This window comes from Vibrio sp. 5S239 (genome assembly GCF_041439575.1).
Taxonomy (GTDB): Bacteria; Pseudomonadota; Gammaproteobacteria; order Enterobacterales; family Vibrionaceae; genus Vibrio; species Vibrio kanaloae.
Genome location: NZ_JBGOOM010000002.1, coordinates 114,182 through 126,838, shown reverse-complemented (window position 1 = coordinate 126,838; position 12,657 = coordinate 114,182). Strand labels below are relative to the sequence as shown.

Annotated in this window: 10 protein-coding genes; 4 read left to right on the top strand and 6 right to left on the bottom strand. The window is 42.9% G+C overall.

Annotated features, from left to right (window positions below):
* The first annotated feature begins 16 nt into the window (after positions 1 to 16).
* On the top strand, positions 17 to 958 hold the full coding sequence (locus tag ACED48_RS02780; protein ID WP_017057211.1) for a bifunctional precorrin-2 dehydrogenase/sirohydrochlorin ferrochelatase: 942 nt from the start codon (positions 17 to 19) through the stop codon (positions 956 to 958).
* Between the two features lie 183 nt (positions 959 to 1,141).
* On the opposite strand, the gene ACED48_RS02775 is transcribed toward ACED48_RS02780, so the two are convergent.
* A complete protein-coding gene (locus tag ACED48_RS02775) occupies positions 1,142 to 1,624 on the bottom strand; it encodes a YajQ family cyclic di-GMP-binding protein (protein ID WP_017057212.1) in 483 nt (160 codons plus the stop codon).
* Positions 1,625 to 1,636: 12 nt separating this feature from the next.
* Entirely contained in the window at positions 1,637 to 2,695 is a 1,059-nt protein-coding gene (locus tag ACED48_RS02770) for a 3-deoxy-7-phosphoheptulonate synthase (protein WP_017057213.1), read from the bottom strand.
* A 206-nt stretch (positions 2,696 to 2,901) separates the two neighbouring features.
* Here ACED48_RS02770 and ACED48_RS02765 point away from each other — a divergent pair, with 206 nt between their 5' ends.
* Both ACED48_RS02765 and ACED48_RS02760 read left to right on the top strand, forming a co-directional pair.
* Complete coding sequence (locus ACED48_RS02765) at positions 2,902 to 3,789, top strand: putative PEP-binding protein (RefSeq protein WP_017057214.1); 888 nt, start codon at positions 2,902 to 2,904, stop codon at positions 3,787 to 3,789.
* A gap of 160 nt (positions 3,790 to 3,949) precedes the next feature.
* Positions 3,950 to 4,435: a PaaI family thioesterase gene (locus ACED48_RS02760; protein WP_017057215.1), complete on the top strand. Its 486-nt coding sequence runs from the start codon at positions 3,950 to 3,952 to the stop codon at positions 4,433 to 4,435.
* Between the two features lie 72 nt (positions 4,436 to 4,507).
* Here ACED48_RS02760 and ACED48_RS02755 read toward each other — a convergent pair whose 3' ends face one another.
* Entirely contained in the window at positions 4,508 to 5,863 is a 1,356-nt protein-coding gene (locus tag ACED48_RS02755; protein ID WP_017057216.1) for a hypothetical protein, read from the bottom strand.
* Positions 5,864 to 5,891: 28 nt separating this feature from the next.
* On the opposite strand from ACED48_RS02755, the gene ACED48_RS02750 reads away from it, so the two are divergent.
* A complete protein-coding gene (locus ACED48_RS02750) occupies positions 5,892 to 6,800 on the top strand; it encodes a S1 RNA-binding domain-containing protein (RefSeq protein ID WP_017057217.1) in 909 nt (302 codons plus the stop codon).
* Positions 6,801 to 7,100: 300 nt separating this feature from the next.
* On the opposite strand, the gene rsmF is transcribed toward ACED48_RS02750, so the two are convergent.
* The 3 genes from rsmF to ACED48_RS02735 form a co-directional block, all read right to left on the bottom strand.
* Entirely contained in the window at positions 7,101 to 8,522 is a 1,422-nt protein-coding gene (rsmF, locus tag ACED48_RS02745) for a 16S rRNA (cytosine(1407)-C(5))-methyltransferase RsmF (RefSeq protein WP_017057218.1), read from the bottom strand.
* A gap of 150 nt (positions 8,523 to 8,672) precedes the next feature.
* Complete coding sequence (locus ACED48_RS02740; protein WP_017057219.1) at positions 8,673 to 11,330, bottom strand: MlaD family protein; 2,658 nt, start codon at positions 11,328 to 11,330, stop codon at positions 8,673 to 8,675.
* Positions 11,317 to 12,612 (bottom strand): paraquat-inducible protein A, encoded by a 1,296-nt coding sequence (locus ACED48_RS02735; RefSeq protein ID WP_029627102.1) that lies wholly within the window; start codon positions 12,610 to 12,612, stop codon positions 11,317 to 11,319. The genes ACED48_RS02740 and ACED48_RS02735 overlap by 14 nt, the downstream gene beginning before the upstream one ends.
* Between the last annotated feature and the right edge of the window lie 45 nt (positions 12,613 to 12,657).

Genomic DNA, 12,657 nt, shown 5'->3' with positions numbered 1-12,657 from the left:
ACTCTCAAGGAAGAACATGCGTTATTTCCCAATGTTTCTGGATGTAGAAAATAAACCAATTCTAGTGGTTGGTGGGGGTGAGGTTGCTTGCCGAAAAGTTGACAGTTTATTACGAGCAGGTGCTAATGTGACTTTGGTTTCTCCCAAGGTAGCACCATACTTAAGTAAGCTTGTAGAGGAGAGTAAGCTTCACTGGGTTCAAAACTTTTACTCGTCACAAATTCTTTCGAAAGACTACCTGCAGGTATGGGCCACTACAGATAATCCGAGCCTGAATCATCAAGTATATAATGATGCGAAAAAACTCGGTGTTTTAGTCAATGTGGTTGATGATTTGCCTTACTGTGATTTTATCACTCCATCAATGATTAATCGTGGGAGAATTCAGATTGCGATCTCAAGTGGTGGAGCGTCACCTGTTTTGGTGAGAAATATTAGAGAAAAACTCGAAACGGTGCTTCCTCAGAACATCGGTTTAATCGCAGACTTTGGTGCATCAAAACGTAACTCGATAAAAGAATCTCTTCCTACCGTTGATGATCGTCGTAAATTTTGGGAGCGATTCTTATCATCCAGCCTTATTGAGCAGGTGGCTGACAGAGATCAGTTAGAGTTATACTACCAACAAGCGTTAGCTGAGGGCATTGATACCGAAGGTCAGGTAACCTGGGTTGAATTCGGGCAAGATGTAGAGTTGCTACCGATGAAGGCCTTACGTTTGATGCAAGAGGCAGAGTTAGTCCTTTCCCCGAGCGATTGTCCATTCGAGTTTATTGACTTGTGCCGTCGAGATGCAGAAAGAGAAGGTTATGCTAACAGCGGAGAGTTATCTACCAAACTTGAGAAAGCAAGAGTAGATAAATTGCGAGTGTGTGTGTTTATTCCACCAGCGAGCGTTGAATTCAACCTTTTAGTCGGTAAAGACCTAAAACTTTCTTCTGCTAAAATACTCAGTTGAGGTGAGAGCCTTCTAGTTACTTAAAATCAGCTGGGAGGCTCCAATCAAAATAATCACACAAGTAAAAAGCCACTTCCCATAAGGAAGTGGCTTTTTGATATTTTAAAACCATACTTTGCTGTTTAATCAAGAGCAAACAAAAGGTGAATAGTAAACAAAATCCGCTGGATATAACCAGTGTGATTAGTCACGGAAGTTGTCAAACTGGAAAGGTTGACCAAGTTCTCCGTTACGAACTAAAGCCATGACTGCTTGCAAGTCATCACGTTTCTTACCTGTGACACGAACCTTGTCACCTTGAATGGAAGCTTGAACTTTTACTTTGTTGTCTTTGATTAGCTTAACGATTTTCTTAGCAACGTCAGTTTCGATGCCCTGTTTAAAGATAACCGTTTGGTGCCAAGTTCGACCTGTTTGGTCAGCAGCTTTTGCTTCCATCGCGTTAGGATCAACATTACGCTTTGTCAGGTTGCTACGAAGAATATCGCGCATCTGCTTTAGCTGAAAATCGTCTTGAGCGCTCAGTTTTACTGATTCATCTTTGTAATCAAAGCTAGCCTCTACACCACGGAAATCGAAACGAGTCGATAGTTCTCGGTTAGCATTGTCTACAGCATTGCGTAGTTCTACTGATTCTACTTCAGAGATAATGTCAAATGATGGCATTGTGTTGTGTCCTTAAGCTAAATTTCTATCTTTAATTGCCGTTGCAAGCATGTCTAGCATTGTTGCGGTATCTTCCCAGCTTAGGCATGGGTCAGTTATAGACCTGCCGTATTCTAGGTTATTGATGTCTGTCATTGGCTGGTTGCCTTCAACAATGAAGCTTTCCGCCATGATGCCTGCAATTTGATTCTTGTTAGATTTTATCTGTTCACAAATATCTTGCGCAACCTCTAACTGTTTACGGTGCTGCTTTTGACAGTTTGCGTGGCTAAAGTCTACAACTAAGCGCTGAGGAAGATCGAACTCGGCAAGTTGCTTACATGCAGTATCTACAGATTCAGCATCGAAGTTAGGGCCTTTATCACCACCACGTAGAATAATATGACCGTATGGGTTACCAGCAGTACGATAAACTGTCATGCGGCCATTCTTGTCTGGTGAGTAGAAGTAGTGGGAAGCGTGTGCAGCACGAATCGCATCAATAGCAATCTTGATATTGCCGTTCGTTGCGTTTTTAAAACCCACAGGGCAAGAAAGTGCGGAAGCCATTTCACGGTGAATCTGAGATTCAGTCGTACGAGCGCCGATTGCGCCCCAAGTAATAAGGTCTGCAATATATTGACCAGTGATCATATCAAGGAATTCAGTCGCAGTAGCAAGGCCAAGCTTATTGATATCAAGCAGAAGTTTGCGAGCTTTGTTTAAGCCTGTTTCAAGTGCGTATGAGCCATCAAGATTGGGATCGGTAATCAAACCTTTCCAACCGACAACAGTACGTGGCTTCTCGAAGTAGGTTCTCATTACAACGAACAACTCATCTTTGTATTTTTCTTGAATCTGACTTAGGCGCTCAGCGTAGTCAAGTGCGGCTTCTGTGTCGTGAACAGAGCAAGGGCCTACGATAACTAATAGGCGGTTATCACGACCCGTTAGGATATCTTCGATTTGGCGGCGAGAATTTTTAATGCGTTCAGCAACGTCATCAGTAATAGGGTGTGCATTGCCTAATTCGGCAGGAGTTGGCATAGGACCCAGAGCTTGGGTTCTCAACTCATCAGTTTTTAATGGCATGTGATAGTTTTTTATTCTATTGCGAAGTGGTTAAGATAACGGAATTGAACAGAGGAATAAACTCTCTAAGTCAAAGTTATCTCTGTTATTGCTAATATTCTTATTTTTATCCGTGTGCCAATGCTAAATAAGGGATTTTCACTTGTATTAACAGGCAGCTATCGGTACTTTCGTTTGAACACAACATAAAAAATGCTGGAGCAGCAATGACTCAAAAAAATCAAAGCACTTTGCACCCAGAACTTGTTTTAGGCGATGTGCTGCCTTCTTATAACGATAATCATAATTCCAATCACTTATACGTTTCACTATCTGAATTGGTCATGGAGCGTGTTTTTTATCATCCAAGCATTGGCTCTCACTTTGAAACACTTTCTGACATTGAGAAAACGTCGCTAAATGCCATTCTTGGTGATAAGAGTGTCGATGAACATTTTGTTTCAACACTCGTTATAGCGATTCAAGCAGCAGTGCAACCCCATCACAAGACGGTACGTATTGCTTTGAGCGATGCAGATAGTTACAGTTTTCGCTCTTTGTTGGGCGGGAGTTGCGAAACAGAAGAAATTAATCCAGCGCTTGGTATTCGTGGTGTAGGTCGCTACGCAACACAAGAATACAGTAAGGCATTCGCACTTGAGTGTCAGGTAATCAAAACGCTGCGAGAGCAGGGCATTAACGTTGAAATCGTTGCTCCTTACGTTCGAGCATTAAGTGATGCTGCTAAGGTTATCGATTTACTTGCCGAACAAGGGCTACCTCGTGGGTTGAATGGCTTGAAAGTGTTGTTTTCGTGCGATGTGCCATCAGCTGTAATTTTGAGTGAACGATTATTGCATTACTTTGATGGCACGGTAGTGAATATCGATAGTTTAGCGTCTTTCACTTTAGGTGTAGATAAGCAAAATGAAGCACAACAACATGCCTTTGATCCCCAGAACGAAGCGGTTATTACCTTATTGGACATGATCGTTAAAGCAACACTTCATGTTAAGAAACCAGTATTGCTAGTGACTCAAGGGTTGGTAGATTATCCTCGATTACAAGGTTACATTGCCGATCTTGAAGGTGTTGATACGGTTGTTACCGCATAGACTAATAAGCCCAGCGATATAAGTGTGCTTGAAGCGTTAATTCTTCGAGAATGAAAGAGATATTATCGTTAGATGATATCTCTTTTTTGTAACATTTTTTTGACATTGCTATCTTGAGTCTATTAACTGGTCAGATGACTAATAGTGCTAGGTGACTTGGATGCTAACTAATCTACAAAAAGCTAATCTCTACTTAACTATGTTTGGTATGTTTAAAGTGCCGTTAATTTGGTTGTGTAGGCCGAAGTTACTCGCTCTTGATGATCAGCATGTTGAGCTTAAGATTCCTCTAAAAAGAAGAACTAAGAACCACTTAAATAGTATGTATTTTGGTGTACTAGCAGTGGGAGCTGATGTCGCGGGAGGCTTTCTTGCTATGAGTAAATCCCAGCAGCAAGGAGAGAAGATTTCTCTGGCGTTTAAAGAGGTAACAGGCAACTTTTTGAAACGCCCTGAAGGTGACGTACATTTCACATGTAACGACGGTGAGCTCATCAATACTATGCTAGCCGAAACGATCTCGACTGGAGCGCGTGTTAACCAACCCGTGACTATTACCGCTACCTGTCCATCTTTGCATGGTGATGAACCGATGGCCGAATTCACGCTAACGCTTTCGATCAAGAAAGTCCCGTCTAGGAAATAGCTCGGAAGTTGATGGAAATTTGAATAAGTGGAAGAGCGGTATGTGATTTTGCTTCCCGCATACCGTACAACGCTAAGACTCTTGAGTGATTTGCTCTATATCAACAATTTTTGAACGGTTCATTACTATTTTCCAACGGTAATATGTTGGATCACTATCGTGGTTGTTTTCTTTGATGATCAAGTTAAGAAGGTGGCGCTTTTCAACGGATTCTCGACTGACTTGCCCCTCATTCAAGCGATAAACCTTATTTGAACTCTTGTCCATCAAACGTGTCAGTGCTCTTAGGCTGATAGAAAGCGTTTCACGAGTCTCCTCGTAACCACTCATAAATGTAGATGTCGACATTTCTGTGTGCGAACGATAATGTAATACCTGCTCTTCACGCTGTACAACCCGCCTCTTACGGAGCAATTGAATGCGATCAGCTAACTTAGAAAAGTTTGCGTAATCTAACCATTCAAGCTTATGGCCGACTAATTTGTTGGTAGTTGGGTCAAAGTAGCGACGTTTCCACCTTGGTTTGCCTTTACGAAGCCAACGCCAAAGGATATCCCTTAAGTCATCTTTGAATATCTCGCGTAAAGCATAGATGAATGACATAGACACAATGAAAGAAGCGGTAATCTCCCCCAGGAAATCACGAGCCAATATGACGGTTGTGGTAACCACTACCATGACTAAACCTGTAGCTATACCTTTAACGGCACGCTTTACGTTTTTACCCAGTGATGTGGTTTTCTCTTTGAGAACAATAGGGTGCTCAATCAAGCGGCGTAGTAAGCGCATTTTGTTACTCAGACGAGTAACGTCTTCTCTTACCTTGGCTGAGTTATAACGATTGAGTTGACGGTGAGCCGTTTCCTTATCACAGAGTATTAAGAGACGCTCTTTGATAGTGGAATATTCACTACCGCGTGGCATGTGTGAAACCAGCGATAAAAATTTTTGCTCGGTGTACCAAGAGAGGTAGTTATCAATGTTTTCGTAGTAACGTTTGAGGTTTTCTTCATAAGGAATACTTCGACGAAGCTTCTTCAAAATATCCAACGCTAACTCAATGACTTCGTCGACTTCATCAGCCGTTACATTGTCACTATCAGTTTTATTTAAACTACTGACTGCTTTATCTAAAGCGATGACATATTGATACGCAAACAAACTCAAACTTACACGATATTGTGTGGTGGACAAGCGTCTGCGTTTTGCCAAACGGCTGTGTACCAGTGGCAAGAGTGTTTTATCACTGTAGTAAGCTCGTTGCTGAGTAATTGAACTGTAAAAGAAGGCACTTTCAGACAGTACTTCTGGCGTCAGTCCGAGTTCACCGGGGATGAATAGATAAACGTCCATGTCGAGCTTCTTTGTCTTAGCCATTGCATGGTTAATTTTAAGTGTTATCGCATCTTGTTTATCGACGGTGATCAACGATGTCTCCTAGAATATAAAAATATGAATGAAACTAGCGAAAGCATATCAGAGATCACGTATAATCTCCGCCAAATTTAAAGTAGAGACAATCTTGATGATTAATATTGGTCAAATAAACAATTTAGAAGTAGTAAAACAAGCAGAGTTCGGTGTATTCCTTGATGCTAGTGACTATGGAACTGTGTTGCTTCCGAAACGGTTTACTCCTGAAGGTGTGGAAATTGGTCAAAAACTAGATGTTTTCTTATACATTGACTCTGACAACCAGATAGCGGCAACCACAGAAAAGCCTGTTGCTCAAGTGGGTCAGTTTGGCTTGATGACTGTCGAAGGTGTAAACAGCACTGGTGCATTCATGAGTTGGGGCGTGAAAGGTAAAGACCTACTGGTTCCTTTCAGTGAGCAACGTGGCCGCTTAAACGAAGGTCAATCAATCTTAGTATATGTGTATATCGATAAAGCATCTAGCCGTATTGTAGGTACAACGAAGTTCAATAAGTGGTTAGACAATACACCTGCTACTTATAAGCAAAACGAGCAAGTGGATCTGATTATCGCTGAACGCACCCAATTGGGTTACAAAGCGATCGTGAATGGTGAACACTGGGGCATGATTTTCCCATCGGAGATTATCGGTAAGTTGTTCATTGGTAAAACGTTGAAAGGTTACATCAAAAACGTTCGTGAAGAAGATGGGAAAATCGATCTGTCACTTCAGAAGATTGGTGTGGAGAAAATGGATGATCTAAGTATTAAGGTTCTTGATCTGCTTGAGAAGAAAGGCGGTTACTTGCCTTTGAATGATAAGTCTTCTCCTGAGGTTATTTTCTCTGCATTTAGAACCAGTAAAGGTACGTTTAAGAAGACAATTGGTGGTCTGTACAAATCTGGCAAGATCACTATCGACAAAGAAGGTATCAGCTTAGTTAAATAAGCGGCCCTCTCGGTCAAAAAAAAGCCCAAACCTTCCTGTTCGGGCTTAGGGGAAAGGGCTCCGAAGAGCCTACGCTAATCATTTTAATCTTTTGACTATTAGATTGAAGTCTAGTTTAGATTCCCTAAAATGTAATTTTTCTTTTTTGGAAATAGTGACTTGAATTGATATTTATATAATTAGCTGTTGATTTACAAGCGCTCGCACACTGAGTTACATGACCGATAGAATAGAAAAAGCCCAAACAATTTACGTTGTTTGGGCTTTTTGTTTATCAAAGTGTGTTGAGTGCGAAAGCTTTTAGAAAAGGTTTTTATCGCGCACTAGTTCGCGTGGTAAACCGTTCTTCACTCGGTTACCAACCCACTTACCAAGGCCGATGATTGCACCATTGTACTTCACTAGTACTTCACCTTTTCCTGACAAGTTTTCAGGGCGAACATCGCGTCCCATGAACCATTCACGAGCATCTTCAATACTTAGCTCGACAACATTAGCTTCATTACCTGTTGCAAGCGTTGTCGCCACTTGGTGCTGCCAGCGGTAACCTTTTTTATGGGTTTCGGCGATCTTAATTCCCATGCGAGAAAACCGGAACTCACCGATCATAGGTTCTAGCGCTTCTGGGAATAGCCAAACGTCTTTGTCGCGAATCCAAACTTGAGTATCGCTTGGCAATTCGATATCGAGAGTGCTCATCAGTTGTTCAGCGACTTCTTGCTGAGTTTTCTTTGATGCTTTTTCAAATGGGAATTTACCCATACGTTTTTTAACTTCTGGTGGAGTAACAGACGCTAATTTACGGATACGTGCAACAAAGAAGCCTTCCGAGTCATAAACTTGTGGAAAAATGTGTAGAAAGCCTTCTTCTGTCGTGGTTGCTTTTGCGTCGTCGAACAGGGATTCTAGAGATTCAAATTCTACCGCGTCACCAAAGGTCTCTTTTAAGTGATAACACACTTGTTGGTTCTCTTCGGTGCTAAGCGTACACGTTGAGTAAACCAAAACACCATTAGGTTTAAGAGCTTGGAATGCGCTTTCAATCAGGTCTTTTTGCGTGTCGGCAATATCGACTACAGATTGATACGTCCAGTTCTTCATCGCATCCGCGTCTTTACGAATCGTACCTTCACCAGAGCAGGGGGCGTCTAGTAATACGGCATCAAACTGTTCTGGTAACCAGCCGCCGAATACACGTCCATCAAAATTGCTCAGCGCTGTATTGCGAACGCCACAACGCTCGATGTTAGCGTGAAGTACTTTCACTCGGCTTGCTGCGTATTCATTGGCAACCAGTACGCCGCGATTATTCATTAGCGCCGCGATTTGCGTTGTTTTAGAGCCGGGTGCAGCAGCTGTATCTAACACGGCTTGATAGTCTTTTTCGCCTTGAAACAATGCAGAAGGTGGCATCATAGAGCTGGCTTCTTGGATATAAAATAAGCCAGACATGTGTTCAGCTGTATTGCCTAAAGGCGCCTCGCTTTCATCAGCGGTGATCCAAAATCCCGTTTCACACCACGGCACAGGTTCCAGTTCCCAACCTTTATCTTTCGCACGTACGAGAAAGTCTCCGACACTGATCTTTAGTGTGTTTACTCGAATACTTTTACGAAGTGGCTTTTGGCAAGATGCGATAAAAGAAGCCATGTCTAAGTGGCTTGGCATAATGCCTTTAATGTGAGTTAGGAATTCTTCTGGGATATATACGTTAGCGTGCAAAAGAGTATCTCGATTTATTGCATTAATGCGGGGGAGTTTAAAGCAAAAAGAGGTCGTCCTAAACAATATTTACGGCAAACAACAAAAATGCAGCCGAATAGCTGCATTTTGATGAAAAATTAATCTTCGTTAAGCATTAGGGGGGACACTCTATGGACTAGGAATCGCGGTTCTCCATGACTTCCACTCATCTTCTGCTTGAGGGTATAGGTAGAAAGACTGGTCTTCGCTTGCCACTGGCTGTAGTTCACTCGTCGGTGGCGTTGAGAAGGTAATTCCGCCTCTTAATAAACTGTCTACCGTTCCGGCTTTGATGTTTGCACCAGAGAGACCGATAGAGACATCGACGCCCGATATGTTCCAAAACACAGTGTTTGCGCGGATTAGATAGGCGTAGTCTGGCTCTATTTGAATTGTAGAGATGATGCGGTCAGCAAACTCGCCTAGCTGAACATCGATTACACTACCGATTTCTAGCTCACGGAATAGGATAGGAGTGCCTTCAGATACCGAGCCTCGCGTTTCGCTTTGTAGCTGGAATATCTTGCCTTCAGGCTGCACGGGTCGCTTGCTGAGCTTAAATTTCGTGTTTCTTTCGCCTTTGCCCGGATCTACATTTATGTGCTTAGAGAGCAGCGCAGAGACGTTTTTGATACCGTTAAGGCCAATCTCAGGTTCTGCCAACCAGAAGTGACTGTTCGCCACGGCAATCTTGTCAACGTACTCAGGTAAGATACGCGCGGTAATTTCAATACCGCCTTTGTTGAAGTTCGGAATCACCAGAGTAACCTCACCAACAGTGACACCTTTATATTTGATCGCCATGCCCTTGCTGACTTCTAGATCGCCGGAAGAGGTGATAGTAATCGCGCGGCCAAATTTTCGAGCGGATTTCGAATCTTTATAAAGCTTCCACACATCGCCGAGTTTGTTATCGATTCCCGGTAGAGAGTCAAAAGCAATACCGCCTTGAATAAGGGTTTTAACCGGTGCAGCTTTAATACTGATACCCGATAGCGACGCATCAACTTCAACGCCTGACCGGTTCCAGAAAACGGTATGCTTATTGAGTAAGTGAGTGTAACGATTTTCGATCGTAACTTTGATTCTTACACCACCATCAGCAAGCTGAAAATCAGAAATGCTACCCACTTGTAAATTGCGGTAGAGAAGCGGGCTTCCTTTAGATATCGAGGGTAATTCACTAGCGAACAGCGAAAGAGTTTTGGACCCAGACTGATTAAACTTAGCAATTTCAGCTAGCGACTTGCTTTGAAAAAGCTGGTAGTCAGCTCGAGCTTCAGGTTTACCTTCGCTCACAAAACTAATTGATCCAGTAAGAAGCTGTTTTGCAGGTGGAACCGTAACACTTAAACCGGATTCGGTTAGTTCTGCAGTGGCACTGCCTGTCACAAAGAAACGGTTGTGGCTTTTGATAAGGTGAGCGTATTCATTATCGATCAATGCATCCATGAACACTTCGTGTTTATCAGAGCTCTTACCAACACCATCGACTAATCCTACTTGGATGATAGAGCCGACGGCAATGCCTTTGTAAAGTAGTTGAGTGCCCACATCTAAGCCAAATGAATTGTTTGACGTCAGGCGAATTGCCACTGATTTCTCTTGTTCTTGGCTGTATTCGGTTTTACGAATAGCGGTAAATCGACGCGCTTTTTTGCCTTCTCCAGGTACTAAGGTCAAGAAGTTACCAGTCACTAAGTTGGCGATATTTTTCATGCCAGTAAGAGATAGCTCGGCTTCTTCAAGAACGAATTTACTGCCGCTGTTTAAGAAATCGCTGAATGCTGGTTGGATTGCCGCAGATGCAACAACATTTTCCCGACCTTCACTCAAGGACAAGTCGGTAATTTGACCGATTTCAATACCTCGGTACATGATAGGAGCACCCGTCGAACTGATCTTGTTATCATCAGGTACCGCGATCTTTATTGAGATACCACGTCCTGCAGTCTTTAAATCAGGATAGAGTTTGAACTTGGTGTTCATTTTGACGGGTTGGCCGTCTCCTGGAGAATCGACCGCAATAGAACCACCAAGAAGGGCACTCAAGCTTTCTAAGCGAACGTCAACACCAGAAAAACCAATACTGGCGCCTAAGCCGCTCACGTTCCAAAAGCGGCTTTGGTCTGTGATGATATGGCTATACTCATCTTTGATCGCAGCTTGAATGGTGACAGATTTGGCATTTTTATTGAGTTGGTAATTGTAGACCTCGCCAATTGGGATTTTTCGGTACACGATCTGAGAACCAACAGATACACCACCAAGATCTTCTGTCGTTAGTGAGATATTCAGTCCTTCTGATGCTAATAAATCTGAAGGGGAAGAGTCTAATGCGTAAAACACGGTTTCTGGCTCTTCTTTTGTTTCACTGGGGTGAATCGCGATATAGTTGCCTGAAACTAGCGCGTCCAAACCCGATATACCAGACAAGCTCGCTGTTGGCTTCACCAACCAGAAACGCGTGCCTTTTGATAAGAGCTGTTGTGCTTCAGGGTAAATGTCGGCATCGACGTAAATGCTAGACAAATCCTTGGATAGAGTTATGTCTCGCACCATACCCACCTCTAAACCTTGGTAGCGAATAGTGGTTCGACCTGCCACTAAGCCAGCAGCATCCGAGAAGTAAATTTGCACACGTTGTCCTGCATCGTGTATTGACTTCATGACCAGCCAACCAGCCAGAACGACGGTTAAAATTGGTAGAATCCATAAAGGAGAAATACCTTTATTTTTTCTCACTTCTGGTGAATATGATGTTTGTGATTGGTTATCGTTGTTCATTCACTGACTCATCTTTAGAGGTGTAGTTATCCCAAATTAGCCTAGGATCTAAACTTTCGGCTGCTAACATCGTAAGCACGACAACGAAGCCAAAAGCGATAGCACCATAACCTGGTGTAAAGTTTAAAATTTGTCCACGGTCGATCAAGGTCATCATGATTGAAATGACGAATAAGTCCATGACGGACCATTTACCCACCCATTTTACTATGAAATAAATCGTCATACGCTGCCTGTGGTAGACCGCGCGTTTCATTTGAATGCAAATTAAGATGTACGTGAGGCCGAGTATTTTGGCAACTGGCACTACGATACTTGCAATAAATATGATCGCGGCGATGCCATACATATCACTATTAACTAAGGACGCAACACCAGAAATAATCGTGTCTTCAAGCCTTTGACCGTTCGTTATAAGTATCGATATCGGGATAATATTGGCCGGTATAATTGCGATTGTAGCGGCGAATAACAGTGACCAAGTCTTGTATATAGAGTAGGGCTTGCGGTGATATAAGTCGTGGTGACACCGTATGCACACATGTCCATCAGGTTGAGACATATGGCAGTTGTGGCAATGAACTTTCTTACTGTCAGGGAAAGAGTAGTCCGACTCTTTAGTCCACGCTTCCCAGTAGCGTCGTACGCTGATACGACTTACCAGTAAGACACTGAACAGTTGCAATAAGAGCAAACCTGCCAAGCCAGGGCCGACAAATATGTCTGAATAATCTTGGAGCTTGAAGCATGAGACCGCCACACTCACTAAAAATACATCTAACATCATCCAATGTTTAAGGGTTTGGACAATAGTGAGTGCGTAACGAAACGGAGTAAAAAGTCTGAAGCGAAGCGATAAGTGGCTGACCAGAACAGAACCGCAGACAAGTAAAGGAGCAATAGAACTACAGAATAGGATAAGTAAGCCAAGTAAAGGGAAACCTTCGCCCATCAAGGTAAACACGCCGGATGGCAGAGTCGCAGGTATCATTACTCCAATCAGACGTATACTAATGAAATCAAAAAAGTGAGAGGGGATAAATAGCAGCAAGCACGTGAGAGCAATAGCTAAATTTCCAGAGAGACTTGGTGTTCCACCACGATATAACTGAGTGCCACATCTTGGACAATACGCTGATTTTCCTTGTGATATCTCCACTTTATCAACAGGAAGCTCGCAGCCTTGGCACAGTCTTACGTTACTGTTATCGCACAAGTGTTTACTTAATAGATGGCTTGTCGTTGGCCTATCTGATGATGGATTGTTGGTAGAGGAGGTCACATGACCTCCGAAGTTAGAACGTAAGTCAGGCCATTAACCTGACTT

Excerpts from the sequence above, each read along its gene's own strand:
- ACED48_RS02750 (WP_017057217.1), top strand. The coding sequence starts at position 5,892 with ATGAAACTAGCGAAAGCATATCAGAGATCACGTATAATCTCCGCCAAA.
- ACED48_RS02740 (WP_017057219.1), bottom strand. The coding sequence starts at position 11,330 with ATGAACAACGATAACCAATCACAAACATCATATTCACCAGAAGTGAGA.
- ACED48_RS02775 (WP_017057212.1), bottom strand. The coding sequence starts at position 1,624 with ATGCCATCATTTGACATTATCTCTGAAGTAGAATCAGTAGAACTACGC.
- ACED48_RS02765 (WP_017057214.1), top strand. The coding sequence starts at position 2,902 with ATGACTCAAAAAAATCAAAGCACTTTGCACCCAGAACTTGTTTTAGGC.
- ACED48_RS02780 (WP_017057211.1), top strand. The coding sequence starts at position 17 with ATGCGTTATTTCCCAATGTTTCTGGATGTAGAAAATAAACCAATTCTA.
- ACED48_RS02770 (WP_017057213.1), bottom strand. The coding sequence starts at position 2,695 with ATGCCATTAAAAACTGATGAGTTGAGAACCCAAGCTCTGGGTCCTATG.
- ACED48_RS02760 (WP_017057215.1), top strand. The coding sequence starts at position 3,950 with ATGCTAACTAATCTACAAAAAGCTAATCTCTACTTAACTATGTTTGGT.